This window comes from Corallococcus sp. AS-1-12 (assembly GCF_020036995.1).
In the GTDB taxonomy this organism is placed as follows: Bacteria; Myxococcota; Myxococcia; order Myxococcales; family Myxococcaceae; genus Corallococcus.
Window position 1 is genome coordinate 1 of sequence record NZ_JAIQDD010000028.1, and the last position, 18,040, is coordinate 18,040.

The 18,040-nt window shown below is 70.8% G+C and carries 13 protein-coding genes and 1 tRNA gene; 2 read left to right on the plus strand and 12 right to left on the minus strand.

What is annotated here, in order from left to right:
• Positions 1 to 5,874, minus strand: a 5,874-nt coding sequence (locus tag K8556_RS31365) for a non-ribosomal peptide synthetase (RefSeq protein WP_223743787.1), incomplete at its 3' end; no start/stop codon positions are given.
• Between the two features lie 363 nt (positions 5,875 to 6,237).
• Positions 6,238 to 7,068, minus strand: coding sequence for a mechanosensitive ion channel family protein (locus tag K8556_RS31370; protein WP_223743788.1), 831 nt, complete (start codon positions 7,066 to 7,068; stop codon positions 6,238 to 6,240).
• A 209-nt stretch (positions 7,069 to 7,277) separates the two neighbouring features.
• Here K8556_RS31370 and K8556_RS31375 point away from each other — a divergent pair, with 209 nt between their 5' ends.
• A complete protein-coding gene (locus K8556_RS31375) occupies positions 7,278 to 8,441 on the plus strand; it encodes a hypothetical protein (RefSeq protein ID WP_223743789.1) in 1,164 nt (387 codons plus the stop codon).
• Positions 8,442 to 8,454: 13 nt separating this feature from the next.
• Here the strand turns inward: K8556_RS31375 and K8556_RS31380 are convergent, their stop codons facing one another.
• Entirely contained in the window at positions 8,455 to 8,991 is a 537-nt protein-coding gene (locus K8556_RS31380) for a hypothetical protein (RefSeq protein ID WP_223743790.1), read from the minus strand.
• Positions 8,992 to 9,183: 192 nt separating this feature from the next.
• On the opposite strand from K8556_RS31380, the gene K8556_RS31385 reads away from it, so the two are divergent.
• A tRNA-Arg gene (locus K8556_RS31385) sits at positions 9,184 to 9,257 on the plus strand.
• A gap of 107 nt (positions 9,258 to 9,364) precedes the next feature.
• Here the strand turns inward: K8556_RS31385 and K8556_RS31390 are convergent.
• From K8556_RS31390 to pstC, 9 genes are all read right to left on the minus strand, one after another.
• On the minus strand, positions 9,365 to 10,462 hold the full coding sequence (locus tag K8556_RS31390) for a glycosyltransferase family 4 protein (RefSeq protein ID WP_223743791.1): 1,098 nt from the start codon (positions 10,460 to 10,462) through the stop codon (positions 9,365 to 9,367).
• 121 nt (positions 10,463 to 10,583) lie between these two features.
• The gene (locus K8556_RS31395) at positions 10,584 to 11,867 is read right to left on the minus strand and encodes a hemolysin family protein (RefSeq protein ID WP_223743878.1); all 1,284 of its coding nucleotides are present in this window, start codon (positions 11,865 to 11,867) and stop codon (positions 10,584 to 10,586) included.
• Positions 11,868 to 11,951: 84 nt separating this feature from the next.
• Positions 11,952 to 12,380, minus strand: coding sequence for a response regulator (locus K8556_RS31400; RefSeq protein WP_370639993.1), 429 nt, complete (start codon positions 12,378 to 12,380; stop codon positions 11,952 to 11,954).
• A gap of 50 nt (positions 12,381 to 12,430) precedes the next feature.
• A complete protein-coding gene (locus K8556_RS31405; protein WP_223743793.1) occupies positions 12,431 to 13,282 on the minus strand; it encodes a metallophosphoesterase in 852 nt (283 codons plus the stop codon).
• 61 nt (positions 13,283 to 13,343) lie between these two features.
• Positions 13,344 to 14,531: a ceramide glucosyltransferase gene (locus tag K8556_RS31410; protein ID WP_223743794.1), complete on the minus strand. Its 1,188-nt coding sequence runs from the start codon at positions 14,529 to 14,531 to the stop codon at positions 13,344 to 13,346.
• Between the two features lie 87 nt (positions 14,532 to 14,618).
• A complete protein-coding gene (gene phoU, locus K8556_RS31415; RefSeq protein ID WP_223743795.1) occupies positions 14,619 to 15,302 on the minus strand; it encodes a phosphate signaling complex protein PhoU in 684 nt (227 codons plus the stop codon).
• 26 nt (positions 15,303 to 15,328) lie between these two features.
• A complete protein-coding gene (pstB, locus tag K8556_RS31420) occupies positions 15,329 to 16,072 on the minus strand; it encodes a phosphate ABC transporter ATP-binding protein PstB (RefSeq protein ID WP_223743879.1) in 744 nt (247 codons plus the stop codon).
• A 46-nt stretch (positions 16,073 to 16,118) separates the two neighbouring features.
• Entirely contained in the window at positions 16,119 to 17,030 is a 912-nt protein-coding gene (pstA, locus tag K8556_RS31425; protein ID WP_223743796.1) for a phosphate ABC transporter permease PstA, read from the minus strand.
• Entirely contained in the window at positions 17,027 to 18,022 is a 996-nt protein-coding gene (gene pstC, locus K8556_RS31430) for a phosphate ABC transporter permease subunit PstC (RefSeq protein ID WP_223743797.1), read from the minus strand. The genes pstA and pstC overlap by 4 nt, the downstream gene beginning before the upstream one ends.
• Positions 18,023 to 18,040: the final 18 nt, after the last annotated feature.

Here is an 18,040-nt window from a genome sequence, read left to right on the forward strand (position 1 = left end):
TTCACCCAGCTCGATGCGGAAGCCACGCACCTTCACCTGGGCGTCGATGCGGCCAACGAAGTCCAGTTGGCCATCCGTGCGCCAGCGCACCACGTCTCCCGTGCGGTAGAGGCGAGCCCCCTCCTCACCGGAGAAGGCGTCCGGCACGAAGCGCTCGGCGGTGAGGCCCGGCCGTCCCGCGTACCCGCGCGCCACGCCCACGCCGCCGATGTGCAACTCACCGCGCACGCCCACGGGCACCGGCTGCCCGTGCGTGTCCAACACGTAGACGCGCACGTTCGCCAGGGGCTTGCCGATGGAGGGCACACTTCCATCCGCCACCACCTCGCCCAGCGTGGCGATGACGGTGGCTTCAGTGGGGCCGTAGGTGTTGAGCAGACGCCGCCCCGGAACCCATCGCGCGACGACATCCGCGGGCAGGGCTTCGCCGCCGGAGATGACGGTGCGCACCGCGGGCAGTCCCTCCGAAGACGTCGCCGCCAGCGCCGCAGGAGTGAGGCTGACGACACTCAACTCCTGCTCACGCAGCAGCACGGGCAGCGGTGCGCCCGGCATCAGCTTCTCCAGCGGCGCGAGCACCAGCGTGGCGCCGTTGCAGAGCGTGGTGAAAATCTCCTCCACGGAGAGGTCGAAGCTGAGGCTGGCGAACTGCAACACGCGGCTGCCGGGGCCGATGCCGTACGCCACCGCTTCGTGGGTGACCAGGTTGGCCACGCCGCGGTGCTCCACCGCCGTGCCCTTGGGCGTCCCCGTGCTGCCCGAGGTGTAGAGCAGGTACGCCATGTTCGCGGGCGTCACGCCCGTCACGGGCGCGTCCGTTGGCTCCTGGGCCAGCGACTTGCGCTCCGCATCCAGGCAGAGCGCGCGGGCATGCAGCGCTTCGGGGAAGCGGCCCACCAGCGGCTGCTGGGTGACGAGCACCTGGGCCGCGCTGTCCTCCAGCATGAAGGCCAGGCGCTCCCGAGGCAGGAGCGGATCCACCGGTACCCAGGCGCCACCGGCCTTCAGGATGCCAAGCAACCCGATGACGATGTCGAGAGAGCGCTCGACGCTGAGCGCGACGCGGATCTCCGGGCCCACGCCCCGACGGCGCAGGGCATGTGCAAGCTGATTGGCGCGCGCGTCCAACTGCGCATACGTCAGGTGCGTCCCCTCGAAGACGGCGGCCACCGCGTCCGGAGCACGGCGCACCTGTGCCTCGAAGAGTGAATGCATGCACGCTTCGGGGAAGGGCGCATGCGTCGCGTTCCACTCCACCAGCACCTGCTGCCGCTCCTCCCCCTCAAGCAACCGCAGCGACGACACGCGCTGATCCGGATGCGCGACGAAGCCCTCCACGAGCAGCCGCAGGTGCCGCATCATCCGCGCGACGGTCGACCTGTCGAAGAGGTCGGTGTCGTACTCCAGCTCTCCCGTGAAGCCGGACTCGCTCCGCGTGAGCGATAGCGTGAGTTCGAACTTCGCGGAGGCGCCCATGCGCTCCTCGACCCGCACCTTCACGCCCGCGAGCGAGAGGTCCACCTCCGGGATGTTCTGCATGAGGAACAGCACGTTGAACAACGGCGACCCGCGCAGGTCGCGCATCGGCTGGAGCTCCTCGAACGGCACGTGCTGGTTCGCGAGCACCCCCAGCGTGGTGGTGCGCACGCGGCCCAGCAGCTCCCGCACGGTCGGCTCTCCTCCCATCCGGGTGCGCAGCACGAGCGTGTTGATGAAGAACCCGAGCAGTCCCTCCAACTGCGCGTCATTCCGGCCCGCCACGGAGGACCCGATGCTCACGTCGTCCTGGCCGGAGTACCGCCCGATCAACACCTGGAGCGCGCCGAGCAGGAACATGAACGGCGTGATGCCCTCGCGCACGCAGAGGGCCTCCACGGCCCGCGTCAGCTCCAGGGGGAACGCGACCTGCATCAGGGCGCCGGGGTGCGCCTTGCGGAGGCCTCTCGGACGGTCGGTGGGCAGCTCCAGCACGGACGGCATTCCCTCGAGCTGCTGGCGCCACCAGTCGAGCTGCCGCTCCTTCTCCGCGCCCGACAACCACTGGCGCTGCCACACCGCGAAGTCCGCGTACTGGAAGGGCAGCGCGGGCAGGACGGGTTGTGTCCCCGCCACCAGGGCCCGGTAGGCCTCCGACAGCTCCCGCATCAGGATGCTCATGGACCAGCCGTCGAAGACGGCGTGGTGGACGGTCAGCAGCAGCAGGTGCTCTTGCGCATCCAGCACCAGCGCCGACACGCGCAGCAGCGGCCCCGCCTCCAGGTTGAACGGCAGCCGCACCTCCAGCTCCGAGCGCCGCTTCACCTCCGCGTCGCGCTGCTCCGGCGAAAGGCCGCGCAGGTCCACCACCGGCCACACCAGCGGCTCGGGCGGTGCGATGACCTGCACGGGCGTGCCGACGTCTCCCCGCAGGGTGGTGCGCAGCGCCTCATGCCGGTGCACCACCAGCTCCAGGGCTCGGCGCAGGGCTTCCAGGTTCAGCGCCCCGGTCAGCCGCAGCGAGAACGGCATGTTGTACGCGGCCGAGCCCGGGTCCAACTGCTCCAGCACCCAGAGGCGCTGCTGCGCGAAGGACGCGGGCAGCTTCTGGGTGCGCGCCACCGGCACCACCGGGGGCGGACCCTCGAAGCGTGCATCTTTCGCCGAGGCCGCGATGCGCGCCGCCAGCTCCGCCACGGTGGGGGACTCGAACAACGCCTGCAGGGGCAGGTCCACCTGGTACGCCGTGCGCAACCGCGACGTCAGCCGCGTGGCCAGCAGCGAGTGCCCGCCCAGCTCGAAGAAGCTGTCGGTGGCGCCCACCCGCTGTACCTGGAGCAGCGACGCGTAGAGCTCCGCGACCTGCGCCTCCATGGGCGTGCGCGGCGCGACGAACTCGCGCGCGGCTTCCGTGGACACGTCCGGCGCGGGCAGGGCCTTGCGGTCCACCTTGCCGTTGGGCGTCAGGGGCATCGCGTCCAGCACGACCAGCGCGGACGGCACCATGTACTCGGGCAGCCGCTCCTTCATGAGCGCGCGCAGGGCCTGCGACTCCAGCGTCTGCCCGGGCCGCGCCACCACGTAACCCACGAGCCGCGCGTCGGCCCCGCTGCCTCGCACCACCACGGCGGCGTCGCGCACGCCCGGGGCCTGGCTCAGCACCGCTTCAATCTCTCCCAGCTCGATGCGGTAGCCGCGCAGCTTCACCTGGGTGTCGACGCGGTTGAGGTACTCCAGCACGCCATCCGCGGCCCACCGCACGCGGTCGCCCGTGCGGTACACGCGCAGACCCGGCGCCCCGCCGTACGCGTCCGGGAGGAAGCGCTCCGCCGTGAGGTCCGGCCGGTGGAGGTAGCCGCGGGTGACGCCCTCTCCGCCGATGAACAGCTCGCCCGGCACGCCGCGCGGCACCGGGTTCAGCCCGCTGTCCAGCACGTACACCTGCGTGCCGGAGATGGGCCGGCCAACCGGCACGCTGCCCGGACCCGACGCCACCGCGTGCGCGGTGGACCACACCGTCGTCTCCGTGGGGCCATACACGTTCCACAGCACGCGGCAGCGCTGGAGCAGCGACTCGGCCAGCTCGCGCGGCAGGGCCTCGCCGCCGGTGAGCGCCGTCAGCCCCGGCCCCTGCCAGTCCGTCTCCAGCAGCAGCCGCCAGGTGCTGGGCGTCGCCTGGAGCACCGTCGCCCCGCACTGCCGCAGCAGGTCCCCCAACCGCGAGCCGTCCACGGCGATGTCCCGAGACGCGATGACGACCTGCCCGCCCACCGACAGCGGCAGGAACAGCTCCAGCACCGCGATGTCGAAGGACAGCGTGGTGACGGCCACCAGCACGTCCTTCGAGGACATGCCGGTCGTCTCGCGCAGCGCCGCCAGGAAGCGCGCCACCGCGCCGTGCGGCACCTGCACGCCCTTGGGACGGCCGGTGCTGCCGGACGTGAAGAGCACGTACGCCACGGCCTCCGGCGGCGCCGCGTCGCGCAGCGGCGAGCCGTCCTCCGCCGCGATGGCCTCCGCGTCTCCGTCCAGCAGCACCACGCGCGCCGAGTGCGACGGCAGGATGGACTCCAGCGAGCGCTGCGACACCAGCACTGGCATCCCGCTCGCTTCCACCATGTAGGCCAGGCGCTCCGTGGGAAACGCCGGGTCCAGCGGCACGTAGGTGCCCCCGGCCTTCAGCACGGCGAGCACCGCCACCAGCATGTCGAGCGAACGCTCCACGCACAGGCCCACCCGCGCCTCCGTGCCCACGCCCAGCCGGCGCAGGTGCCGCGCCAGGCGCGACGCTCGGGCCTCCAGTTGCGCGTACGTGAGCGACTCGTCCCCGAAGGTGACGGCGACCGCGTCCGGCGTGAGGTCCACCTGGGCTTCGAAGGCGCCGTGCTGGGTGCTCCACGGCAGCGGGGCGGGGCGGGGCGGCTGCCAGGCGAGGAGCACCTCGTGGCGCTCGGCGTCGGTGAGCAGCGGCAGGCGGGAGACGGCCTCGCCCGGACGGCGGACGGCGCCCTCCAGGAGCACGCGCAGGTGCTCCGCCATGCGCGCCATCGTGGGCGCGGCGAAGAGGGCGGTGTCGTACTCGAGGAAGCCCTTGAGGCCCGCTTCCGTCTCCAGTACCTGGAGCAACAGGTCGAACTTCGACGTGAGCGTGTCCAGCTCCATCGCCTCCAGCTTCACGCCCTCCACGGACGCCGCGCCGCGGAAGGAGGCCTGGAGCGTGAGCATCACCTGGAAGAACGGCGTGCGCCCCTGGGTGCGCTCCGGGCGCAGCTCCTCCACCAGCCGCTCGAAGGGGAACTCCTGGTGCTCATGGGCCGCGAGCACCGTCTCTCGCACCTGGTGCAGCAGCGCGCGGAAGGACGTGGAGGGCTCCACCTGCGTGCGCAGCGCCACCGTGTTGACGAACAGGCCGATGAGGCCCTCCACCTCGCCACGCGTCCGGCCCGCCACCGGCGAGCCCACCGTCACGTCCTCCTGCCCCGCGTAGCGCGACAGCAGCACCTGCCAGCCCGTCAGCAGCACCATGTAGAGCGAGGCCCCCTCCTGCTGCGCCAGGGCCCTCAGCGCGTCCGTCAGCTCACGCGACAGCAGGAGTTCATGCCGGGCGCCCTGGCCGCTGCGGGCCGCGGGGCGGGGGAAGTCCGTGGGCAGCTCCAGCGCGGAGGGCACTCCGGCCAACTGCCGCTTCCAGTAATCGAGCTGCTTCTCCAGCCGAGGCCCCTGCATCCACTCGCGCTGCCAGACGCCGAAGTCGGCGTACTGAATGCCCAGCGGGGGCAGGGGCGCCGCCTGGCCTCGCGCGAAGGCGCCGTAGAGCAGCGCCACCTCACGCACCAGCAGCGTCATGGACCAACCATCGGAGACGATGTGGTGCACCACCACGACGAGCAGGTGCTCTCCCGGCGCCGACGTCAGCAGCAGCGCGCGCAGCAGCGGGCCCTTCGCGAGGTCGAAGGGCTGGGCCGCGGCTTCACGCGCCAACCGCCATGCTTTCTCTGGCGGCGAGCCCTGGAGGTCGCGGTGCTCCAGCGTGAGCACCGGCTCCGGAGACACCACCTGCACGGGGCCGGAGGCGTCCTCGCGGAAGGCGGTGCGGAGCACCTCATGCCGGCGCACCACTTCGCGCAACGCGCGCTCCAGCACGGCCGCGTCGAGCACGCCCTCCAGGCGCACCGCCATGGGCACGTTGTAGAGGCTGGTGCCGGGCCTCAACTGATCCATGAACCAGAGGCGCTGCTGGGCGAAGGAGAGGGGCAGGGGACGCGAGCGGTCCTGCACCGGGATGAGGCCCTGCGCGGAGTTGCCGCCGATGGCCTTCTGCGCGGCCATCTTCTTGAGCAGCTCCGCGCGCTTCTCCGGTGAGAGGTTCGCGATCCGCTTCGACAGCTCCTGGCTCATCTCGTGTACTCCGCGCTCGGGGACGCCATCGCGAGCGCCATCCGGGGCAGTGGCACTCACGAGCAGTCAGACTTGCTGTTGATTCCGGAATGCCCCCCTGAGCCGCTCTCTCGCGAGAAGCAGAGGGTGGGTCGAATCCACACTGGCCACGCTATTCCGTGGGCAACCAGGCTGTCATGGGGGCGCCCAGCCGGAAGTTCGAGTGAATTCGGGTATTTATGGGAAGAGACGGCATCCCCGAACTCATCACCGGAAGGACTCACGGTGTCGCTCAGAGGGGAGCCTGCTCGCGGGGTCGTCCTCCCGCATGGAGGGGGAGCAGGCCCGGGGTGGGCCTGCTCTCCACCGCTCATCGACTGCGTTTCAGCCTGCCTTCGCCACGGGCGGCGGCGCGGCCAGCACGGCCAGCGCGGGCACGGTGTAGCCCACGGCCTGGAGGATCTCCGCGATGGCGTCCCCGACGTTGGCCTGCGTGTCGTTGTACTCGGTGGGCTTGCAGAAGATGCACACCGCCAGCACGGGGCCCTGGAGCGTGAACTCCGCGATCTCCACCTGCGGCACGGGCTTCTCCTGGACGCCCTTCACCGTGGCCATGCGCTCCACCAGGGCGTGCTGAAGCACCCGCACGTCCACGCCGTGCACCAGCGGCACCTTGACCGTCATCTTGCGGTACGGGTGGTGGCTGTAGTTGATGATGTTGTCGCTGAACATCTGGTTGTTGCCCACGGAGATCCGCACGTTGTCCGACGTGTCCATCGTGGTGACGAACAGGCCGATCTCCTGGACGATGCCCACCACGCCGCCGGCTTCGATCTCCTCGCCCACGCGGAAGGGGCGCAGCACCAGCAGGAAGACGCCCGCGGCGAAGTTGGCCAGCAGCCCGGACCAGGCCGCGCCGATGGCGATGCCCGCCGCGGCGATCAACGCGGCGAAGGACGTGGTCTCCACGCCCATCAGCCCCAGGATGCCGACGATCAGCATCAACGTGAGCGTGCCGGTGAACAGCGAGCCGACGTAGCGGATCAGCGTGGCGTCCAACTGCCGCCGCTGCAGGGCCATGTCCAGCACCTTGCGGAAGCCGGCGATGACCGTCCGCCCGATGAACCAGATGAACAGCGCCCCGATGACCTTGAGCAGCAGCGGGAGCGCCTCGGTCAGGGCAAGTGCCTTCAATTGAACGACGACTTCATCCATGGCTTGAACCCCCTTGACCCGCACCGGGCGTGGGCCGTGCCTTTTGCACGGGTCCGGCCCTCGCATGCAAGCCGGGTTGCCTTGAATCCACACCTGTCCTGGAGGGCGGTTCTGACCCGGCCGGGTCCCGGCGCGCCCGGGAGGCGGAGTGCGGGCCGGTGATGCCGGAGGCCTTGCGTGGAGGGCCCGCGAAGTGGACGGTGCGGCGCATGCGCCTCTTCCCGATTGCGTCCCTGGTGTTGCTGAGCGCCTGCACGGCGTCCCGCGTCGCGTTGCCGCCGCCCACGGGCGAGGAGGTGACGGTCTTCATCCATGGGTACCGCGGGTCGTTCCTCGCGACGGCGGAGGGCGAGCGCGAGCGGGCCTGGGTGTCCGTGGGCGACGTGCTGACGCGCGGTGAGCGTTCGCTGGCGCTGCCGTTTCCCGGACAGCGGGCGGCGCCGGGCTTCGGGCCGCTCGAAGCAGACGGGCCGGTGACGCGCTTCACGGTGCTGCCGTGGGTGGCGCGCTACGACGTCTACAAGGGCTTCCTGGAGTTCGGGCGCGAGCGGCTGCCGGGCTTCGTCGTCTTCGACTACGACTGGCGGCAGGACAACCGCGTGACGGCGAAGCGGCTGTGCGCGCTGCTGGACTCGCTCGCGGAGGCGCGGGGCGGCCGGGTGAAGGTGAACCTGGTGGCGCACAGCATGGGCGGGCTCGTCACGCTGCACTGCCTGCGCTACGGCACTGGCGACGACACGGGCGAGCCCACGTGGGCGGGCGCCCGCCACGTGAAGCGCGTGGTGTTCCTGGGCACGCCGTTCCGGGGCGCGCCGGGCATGTTCGACGACTTCACCCTGGGCACGCCGGTGGGGCGCAACCGGGCGCTCCTGTCACCGGAGGCGCTCTTCACCTTCGCGTCCGCGTTCCAGCTCCTGCCTGCGCAGAGCGACTTCTTCGTGGACGCGAGCGGCCAGCCGGTGACGTTCGATGCCTACCGCCCGGACGCGTGGGTCGAAGGCGGGTGGGGCGTGTTCCAGGACCCGGCGGTGCAACCGCTGCCCGCGTATCGCCAGTGGCTGGAGCGCATGCTGGCGGCGCGCTCGGAGCTGGCGCGGGCCCTCTCCGAGAACGACGGGCCTCCGCCGCCCTTCCGCACGCTGGCGGTGGTGGGCGTGGGGCACCCGTTGATCAAGTCGTTCCGGATCATCGGCGGGAAGCCCACGTTCGAGGATCCGGTGCTCGCGGACGGAGATGGTTCGGTCCTGACGGCGCGGGCCCTGCCGCCGCAGCCGCTCCACGTGGACCGGCTGGAGACGCGGGCGGACCACGTCGCTATGATGGGCGACGCGGAGGTCCAGGAGGCCGTCGCGCGCTTCGTCACCGGCGACTGACCGGGGGGCGAAGTCAGTCGCCCTGGATGGCGGCCTGCCAGTCGCCGTCCACGGAGATGCCCACGCGCATGCCGATGTAGCTCTTCTCCTTGCGCATGTCGGCGATCATCTCGTCCGGGTAGATGCCCTTGAGCAGGGCGAAGTCCGCGTCGGTGGCGCCCTCGCGGAAGGCGGTGGGCCACCAGTAGAGGTTGCCCTCCTGGTAGAAGGGGAGGTTGAGGACGTGGACCAGCCGCGCCAGCACCGGCTGCGGGCTGTCCTTCCACTCCTCCTGGATGCGCCAGGTGGTGGCCATGTCCTGGTCGGGGTCGTAGGAGAAGCGCACGCTCTTGCCCTTCTCGTCGCCCAGCTTCTGGAGCCCCGCGTAGTCGCACGCCACGGCGGCCTTGATGATGCGCTCGCGCATGGACGCCACGGCCGGGGGCAGGGGCGTGGCGGTGGGCTTGGGGATGGGGCTCAGCCGGCTCGCCGAGCACGCCGCCGCGGCCGGGGCGCTCGGCTTGGAGGCAGGCGGGGCAGGGGGAGGGGCGGGCTTGGGCGGGGTGGGCATGGTCGGGCTCGGGGCGGGGGACGCCGCGGGCGTCCGGGGTGACTCCGTGCAGGCCAGGCAGGCGGCGAGGAGACAGGCGGATAGCAGGGGAGCGCGTTTCATGTCCCCGGGTCTAGTCCACGGCAGGTCAGGATTGCGTGCTTGCGTCGTCTGGGGACTTCGGTTACTCCTCCCACACCGGAAAGCGGTTCTGCGCGATTAGCTCAGCTGGATAGAGCGTTGGCCTCCGGAGCCAAAGGCCGCAGGTTCGAATCCTGCATCGCGCGCAGACGTAAGGGCCCGGAATCGCTGGGGAAATCCCAGGGATTCCGGGCCCTTGCCTTTGGGGCCCGTCCAGATCCGTCCGAAGCGGGCCAGGCAATGCATGTCCCCCTCAGACGCCCGTCACCTGGCGGATGAACGCGAGCATCCGCGAGCACGTGGTGTCCAGGTCCATGTGCGCCTCGGCCATGCGGCGCGCCTCGCTGCCCATGGCCTCCAGCGTGTCCGGCTGCTGCACCAGCGCGTCCAGCGTGTGCGCCAGCGCCGCGTAGTCGCCCACCGGCACGATGCGCCCGTCCACGCCGTCGCGCACCAGCTCACCCACGCCGCCCGCGGGCGTCGACACCACCGCCAGGCCCGCGGCCTTCGCCTCCGCGATGGCCCAGGACGACATGTCCGCCATCGTCGGCAGCACGAAGAGGTCCGCCGCCTGCGCCAGGCCAATAAGCTCCGGTGAGTTCGGCTGCACGCCCACGTGGACGCGCACGCCCGGCGGCGCCTCGAAGGGCGTGGACGTCACCAGGTCCAGGTGCCAGCCCTTGCGCCGCGTCTCCCGCGCCCAGCGCAAGAGCAGCTTGCCGCCCTTGCGCCCCAGGTCGCCGCCCACGAAGAGCAGCCGCACCACGCCGTCCCGGGGCTTCTTCTCCGGCGCCGGCCGCCACAGCGCCGTGTCCACGCTGGGCCAGACGACGTGCACGCTCTCGTCGGGCACGCCGTACTCCTCCACCAGCGAGCGCTTGGTGAACCGCGAGAAGGACAGCATCCCCTTCGCGATGGCGTACGTGCGCCGGTGCAGCGCGTTCTTCGCCCGGCCCACCCAGCCCCCGTGCTGCGTGCGCAGGCCGTAGTAGCGCAGGTAGTCCTCCAGCCCGCTCGGCGTGGCGTCCGTGGAGATGACGCTCGGCACGCGGCGCATGAAGTCGTGCGCCAGGTGCGCCAGCCGCTGCGTGTGCACCACCGCGGCCCGCACCGGCTCCCGCGTGGAGGCCCGGTTCAGCGCGCTCCTCGCCCGAAGCCCTCCGCGCACCGACAGCCGCGAGCGCACCAGCGGCAACTGCTCCCAGACGTCATCCGCGTGCTCGTCGATGGGCAGCCACACCGGGACGATGTCGTTGCGCCGCGCCATCGCGCGCTGGAGGTTGTCCAGGAACACCGCGTTGCCGAGCGTCGTCTCGATGGCGAAGGCGATACGTGGGGGTGATGACGACATCCGCTGCGCGATCCTCCCGGGGCCGGGGTGTCCCATCCGGGGTTATAACGACCCGGTGCGTCATCACCAACAGCCTGGCGGGGTACGCGTGTGGATTCCCACGGAGGAGGGAGTCCCGGCGTCACGCCTCCGGCTGCACGGGCTGCTCCGGCAGGTGGAAGCGCACCTCGCGCACGCGGCGCGGTGACGCCTCCAGCACCTCCAGCACCGTGCCGTCCGGCATGGACAGCTTCGCGCCCTGCTCGGGGATGGCGCCTCCCGCGAGCGCGATGCACAGGCCCGCGACGGTGGAGTAGTCCTCGCTCTCCTCCAGCTCCAGCCCCAGCGCGCGGTTCACCTCGCGCAGGCTCGCCTCGCCCTGCACCACCGCGACGGTGGGGCCCTCGCGCCGCACCAGCACCTCCGGCGTCTCGGACTCGCTGAGGATGTCCCCCACGAGCTCCTCCACCAGATCCTCCACCGTCACCAGCCCCACCACGCCGCCGTGCTCGTCCACCACCACGGCCAACTGCATCCGCCGGCGCTGCAGCTCCTTCATGGCCGCGATGGCGCGCATGGACTCCACCAGGAACAGCGGCGGGCGCAGCACGTCCTCCAGGACGATGAGGTGCCCCTCCCAGGCCACGCCCAGCAGGTCCTTGGCCACGATGTAGCCCACCACGTTGTCGATGGTGCCCTCGTACACCGGCATCCGCGAGTGCCCGTGCTCCAGCAGCACCTGGCGGATCTCCTCGTTGCCCGCGTGCCGGCGCAGCGCGACGATGTGCTCGCGCGTCACCATCACCTCGCCCAGCGTCAGCTCCCCCAGCTCGAAGGCGCGTGAGGCGATCTCCCCCGCGCGCGGATCCAGCGTGCCCTGCTTCGACGCCTCCTCCACCAACTGGAGCAGCTCGTCCGGGGACAGGCGCGACTCGGAGAAGTTCGTCCGGTCCCCGAAGAGCTTCAGCACCACGTTGGAGCTCGCGGTGAGGAACCACACCAGGGGCCGCATCACCCACGCCAACGCCTTGAGCGGCCGGCCCAGCGTCAGCGCGTACTGCTCGGAGTAGCGCAGCGCCAGGGACTTGGGCACCAGCTCCCCCAGCACCAGCGACAGGTAGGACACCAGCGCGACCACCGCCGCGAACGCCACCTGGCTCGCCGTGGCCTCCGGCACGCCCAGGCCGGCCAGCACCCCCGCCAGCCGCTGCGCGATGCTCGCGCCGCCGAAGGCCGCCGCCGTGGAGCCAATCACCGTGATGCCAATCTGCACCGTGGCGAGCAGCCGCTCCGGATCATCCCGCAGCGCCGCCACCGCCTTCGCGGACTTGCTGCCCTGCTCCAGGAGCTCCTTCAGCCGCGTCTTGCGCACGGACAACAGGCCCAGCTCGGCGCCGGCGAAGACGCCGTTGGCCAGGACCAGCAAGAGGATGATGACGAGCTCCGTGACGATGGCGGACCTCCCGGCTGGACCCACCCCGCCCCAGAGCGGCGGGTGACCCCTCCCGTCCTACACCCCCAGCGATTGCAGGAGGAGCGACAATTGGTCGCGACTCGCACCCTTGGGCAGGTAGTAGTGGGGACCCGACATGAGTGCGCTACCCACATCCTGCGCCGCGGCGGAGGTGAGGAAGACGATGCGCGGGTGGGTGGCCGCGCGAGGCAGCTTCTCCACCACCTCCAGGCCGCTCATCCCCGGCATGTTCAGGTCCAGCAGCATGACCCCGAAGCGCTCGCCCCGCTTGAGCGAGTCGAGCGCCTCCTGTCCGTCCGCCGCCTCGGTCGTCTCATAGCCGAGGTCCTCCAGGCTCACCCGGAGGAACTCCCTCCAGTCCGCGTCGTCATCCACGACCAGGACCTTCCGAGCCCCATCATCCAGCGCGAGTCGCCCCAAGCATCCTCCTGACCTGGGGAGAACCTTCCGGGGACCCGCTGGCATTCGCGGCACGTGAAGTGGGGGACAGCCTCCAGCAGGCGGCCGGCCAGGCCCTAGAACAGCGCCATGCCCAACTGGCCCACCAGGTACTGGAGGGCGGGGCGGACGTTGTGGACCGCCGTGCGCGGCTTCGCCGGCTCCGACGCCTGACACCACGCGGGCTCGCCCACCAGCCGGCCGGCCATGTGGCTGAAGACGCGGAAGCGGCCCAGGTCCGTGCTGCTGCCCGAGTTGTAGACGCGCAGGGCGCGCTCGCCCGGGGTGCCCAGGTCCGTCTCGTTGGGGATGTGCCGGTGGCCGTGCAGCACCAGGTCGGCCCGGCCGCCCACGCGCTCCAGCAGTCGGCTTCCCAACGCCAGCTCCGACGCGTGGGGCAGCCCGAACTTCGTGGCGATCCACTCCGGGAAGCTCTCCAGCGGCAGCGGCATCACGTGGTGGTGCAGCAGCACCGCGACCAGCGCGTCCTTCGGCGCCGCGCCCAGCGCGCGGTCCACCTCGTCCACGACGCCCTCCGTCAGCTCGCCGTGGCTGTGGAAATAGTTGCGGTTGTGCTCACCGGTGGAGTCCACGCAGACCAGGAAGAGGCCCGCCTTCTCCACCGTGTGGACCTTGCGACCCTCCATGAAGCCGCTGCCCACATCCTCGCCGGGCCGGTCATGGTTGCCGGGGATGAAGGTGAGGCGTCCGGTCTCCATCCAGGGAGAGAAGTGTTCACGGAAGCGCTGGAACTCGGCGTGGGAGCCGCGGTGCGTGAGGTCTCCCGTCACCACCACGTGATCCACCTCCTGCGCCGCCAGGGCCTTCACCAAGGAGGACGCGGAGGCGTCGCTCTCGCGGCTCATGTCCAGGTGAAGATCCGAAAGATGCGCCAGCTTCAGGGAGGGCATGCTGAAGGAGATAGGCATCGACTCTTCGAGCGGCGAGGGTTGCTGTACGAAGGTTCGTCAAAAGTTGGGCCAGCGTCGTTCACCCCACCCCGTTGCTGGGGATCCACTCCGCCGCGCGAGTGCCACGGGCGCGCATCGGCACCAGGCGCGTGCCTGACACCACGCGCAAACGGGTGCCGCGCCAGTCCACCGTGCGCCGGAACGCTCCGTGCCACCACGCGGCGAAGAGCAGCGCGTCCTTCACCAGCACCGCGGGCGCGGCGCGCAGGGGAACCGGCTGGGGCCGCAGCGCGCGGAACACCGCCACGTCCACCCAGACCTTGCCCAGCGCCACCGCCAGCGCCGCCAGGCCCGTGAGGGCGGACGGGTGGAACACCGCGCCCAGCACCGCGAGTGGAACCGGGTTGAGGAGCGCCTGCGCCGCGTACGTCGAGGGCGATACCGCTGTGCGGTGAATGACGCTCCAGCGCAGGTAGCGCTGGAAGAAGGCGTCCACGCTCTTGCGCAGGGACACGTTGAAGACAGGGGCGTGCGCCAGCACCACGCGCTTGCCCAGCTTGCGCGTCACCCACTGGCCGATGACGTAGTCCTCCGCCAGCACGTCCTTCACGGAGAAGAAGCCGCCCAGCGCCTCCACGTCCTCGCGGCGCAGCGCCATGGACTTGCCCACCACGATGTCCCGGTCCGCCGCGTGCTTCGCGGCGATCATCCCCGCCGCCGCGCTGGAGGACAGGTGCAGGTTGTCCAGGAGCGAACCGAAGCTCCGCTCTCCCAGCCCCGCCACCGGGTGCGTCACGCAGCCCACCGTGGGGTCCTCGAAGGCGGCGGCGATCTCCTCCAGGTAGCCGTCCCCCACGCGGGTGTTGCTGTCGCTCACCACCCAGAGGTCGAACCGGGCCTCGGACGACAGCGTCACCAACTGGTTCACCTTGGGGTTGAGGCCGGGCTCGCCCTCCTGGAGCACCACGCGCATGACGTGGGGCCACTTCGCCTGCGCGGCCCGCGCCACCGGGTAGGCCGGGTCGCGCGCGTCCTTCACGCCCAGCAGCACTTCATAGTGGGGGTAGGGCAGTTGGGCGAACCGGGCGAGGTTCGCCTCCAGGTCGTCATCCACGCCGCACAGCGGCTTGAGGATGGACAGGCCGGGCTGGTGCGTGGGGGCCCGGGGGACGGCGCGGCGGTGGCGGCGCACGAACAGCGCCTGGAGGAGGAGGGCGACGAGGCCCACTGCGGACGCGGCCAGGAGGAGGCTGGAGGCGATGAGCATGTCGCCACCCTAGAAGCCCCACAAGGCGGGACCGGGGCGGCGGGGCGGCGGGACGGCCAACTCGCCGTGACACCCCGGTGAAGCCGCCTACTCCAGGTCGCGGCTGCGCGGGTGGCGCACGTCCTTGCCGCGCACCATGTAGATGACCATCTCCGCCACGTTGAGCGCGTGGTCGCCAATGCGCTCCAGGTGCTTCGCGATGAACATCAGCGCCGTGGCCCGGCGGATGTTGCGCGAGTCCTCCATCATGTAGGCCAAGAGCTCGTTGAAGATCTTCAGGAAGAGGGCATCCAGCAGGTCGTCCCCCTTGAGGACGTCCTCCGCCTTGGCCGCGTCCCCGGACACGAACGCGTCCAGGGCCTTCTTCACCTGCTGCTGCGCCAGCTCCGCCAGCTTCGGCGTGTCCACGTACGGCGCCAGCGGCGGCACCTGGTTCAGGTCCATGGCGCGCTCGGCGATGTTCACCGCCAGGTCGCCAATGCGCTCCAGGTCGGTGACGATCTTCAGCGCCGTGGTGATGAGGCGCAGGTCGGACGCGGCCGGCTGGCGCAGGGCGAGGATGCGGCGGCACAGGTCGTCGATGTCGACCTCCAGCCGGTTCACCTCGCGGTCGGCGCCCACCACCTGCTCCGCCAGCGCCGAGTCGCGGTCGGTGAGGGCGCGGGTGCTCTGCGAGATGAGGGCCTCCACCTTGGCCCCCATGGCGAGCAGCTTCTCGCGCAGGTTGCGCAGGTCCTGCTCGAATGCCTTGTCGGTGTGCGTGGCCGCCATGTCGTCCTGTTCCGTCGCGCGGGCGTTCAGCCGAACTTCCCGGTGACGTAGTCCTCCGTGCGCTTCTCGTGGGGGTTGGTGAAGATCTGCTCCGTGGGGCCGCACTCCACCAATTCGCCCATGTAGAAGAAAGCCGTCCGGTCGCTCACGCGCGCGGCCTGCTGCATGTTGTGGGTCACGATGGCGATGGTGTACGTGGCCTTGAGCTCGTGGATGAGCTCCTCGATCTTCGCCGTGGCGATGGGATCCAGCGCGGACGCGGGCTCGTCCATCAGCAGCACCTCCGGTTCCACCGCGAGCGCCCGCGCGATGCACAGGCGCTGCTGCTGGCCGCCGGACAGGCCCAGGGCGCTCTCGTCCAGCCGGTCCTTCACCTCGTCCCACAGCGCCGCGCCGCGCAGGGACTTCTCCACCCGGGCGGCGAGCTTCGCCTTGTCCTTGAGGCCGCCCACGCGCAGGCCGTAGGCGACGTTCTCGAAGATGGACTTGGGGAAGGGGTTGGACTTCTGGAACACCATGCCCACGCGCCGGCGCAGGTCCACCACGTCCAGGGCGCGGTCGTGGATGCTGCGGCCGTCCAGGAACACGCTGCCGTCGTGGTTCGCGCCCGGGATGAGGTCGTTCATCCGGTTGAGCGAGCGCAGGAAGGTGGACTTGCCGCAGCCGGACGGGCCGATGAGCGCCGTCACCTTGTGCTCGGGGATGGCCAGGCTCACCTGCTTGATGGCCACCTTGCTGCCGTAGCGCAGGGTGAGCTCGCGGGCTTCCATCTTGTTGCGCGGCGTGGCGGAGGAGAGGGGCATGGGATGAAGAGCGTCAGTGTCCGGCCGCGGCCTTGCGGCGCGTGCGCGTGCGGATGAGGACCGCGACCAGGTTCAGGGCGAAGGTGAGCAGCAGCAGCACCAGCACCGTCGCATAGAGCAGCGGGCGGGTGGCCTCCACGTCCGGCGACTGCGTGGCCAGCACATACGTGTGGTAGCCCAGGTGCATGAACTGCGAGTTCAGGCTCGTGGGCAGGTCCGGCAGGAAGTACGCCGCGCCGGTGAAGAGGATGGGGGCCACCTCTCCCGCGCCTCGGGAGACGGCCAGCACCGCGCCGGTGAGGATGCCCGGCAGCGCGCCCGGCAGCACCACCCGCGCCAGCGTCTGCGACTGGGTGGCCCCCAGCGCGAGGCTCGCGGTGCGCTGCTCCTGCGGCACGGCGCGCAGCGCTTCTTCCGTGGACACGATGACGACGGGCAGGGTGAGCACCGCCAGCGTGAGCGACGCCCAGAGGATGCCCGGCTGGGCCCAGTGCATCTCCTCGTAGCCCAGCGCGCGGTCCAGGCCCTTGCCCACGAAGAGGATGAAGAAGCCCAGGCCGAAGAGGCCGAACACGATGGACGGCACGCCCGCCAGGTTCGCCACCGCCACGCGCACCGCGCGGGCCAGGAGGCTGGAGGGCGGCGCGTACTCGTGCAGGTACACCGCCGTGAGGACGCCCACCGGCATCACCGCCAGGGTCATCAGCAGCGTGAGCGCCGCGGTGCCGAAGAGGGCGGGGAAGATGCCGCCGCCCATCATCCCGTCCGTGGGCGCCTGCGTGAGGAACCGCCAGGACACGTGGCTCCAGCCGCCCTGGACGACGTCCAGGAGGATGAGGGCCAGCATGGCCACCATGACGAACGCGGCCAGCCCCGTGAGGGACATGAGCGACAGGCCCACGACCTTGCGTGTGGCGTGCTTCACCCCGCACCTCCCTTGAGCCGCTGGATGACCTTCTTCGTCCACATCCCCGCGAGCAGGTTGAGCACGAAGGTGAAGAGGAACAGCTCCACGCCGATGAAGAAGAGCAGCGCGTAGTGCGGGCTGCCCACCACCACCTCGCCCATCTCCGCGGCGATGGTGGCGGACAGCGACCGGACGGAGTCGCCCAGGTTCCAGGACACGATGGCGGCGTTGCCGGAGGCCATGAGGACGATCATCGTCTCACCGATGGCGCGCCCGAAGCCCAGCACGCACGCGGCGAGGATGCCGGGGGCCGCCGCCGGGAGCACCACCTTCCACGCCGTCTCCCAGGGGGTGGCCCCCAGCGCCAGGGACGCCTCCCGGTAGCTGCGCGGCACGGCGGTGAGCGCGTCCTCCGTCACCGTGAAGATGACCGGCACGATGGCCAGCGCCAGGCCCAGGCCCGCCACCACCGCGTTGAGCCGGGACGTGAAGCCGAACGTCTCCTGGAGGAAGGAGGCCATCACCATCAGCGCGAAGAAGCCCAGCACCACGGACGGGATGCCGGCGAGCAGCTCGATGGTGGGCTTGAGGATTTCACGCAGGCGGCGCGGGGCGAACTCCGCGGCGAACAGCGCGCCGAAGATGCCCAGGGGCACGGCCACCAGCATGGACACGGCCGTCGTCTTCAGCGTGCCGATGAAGAGCGGGATCATGCTGACCTTGGGGACGCCGGACACCGGCTGCCACACGTAGCCCAGGGGCCTTCCCTTCCGCACCATCTGCGGGAGGAACATCTTGGAGAAGCTGGCCTCCTCGCGCGCCGCCGCGTCGGTGACGAGCGTCAGGGCCTCCTTCGCCACGAAGACGAGGATGAGCACCAGGGCGGCGATGCCCGTGAAGGCCACCGCGGTGATCAACGCGGCGATGGCCTTCTCCTTCACCTGGCGCCGGCGTGCCGCGGGCGACAGCGTGGGCAGCGCCACCGGGGGCGCGAGGTCCTGCTCCTGCATGACGGCCTGTCTATCCAA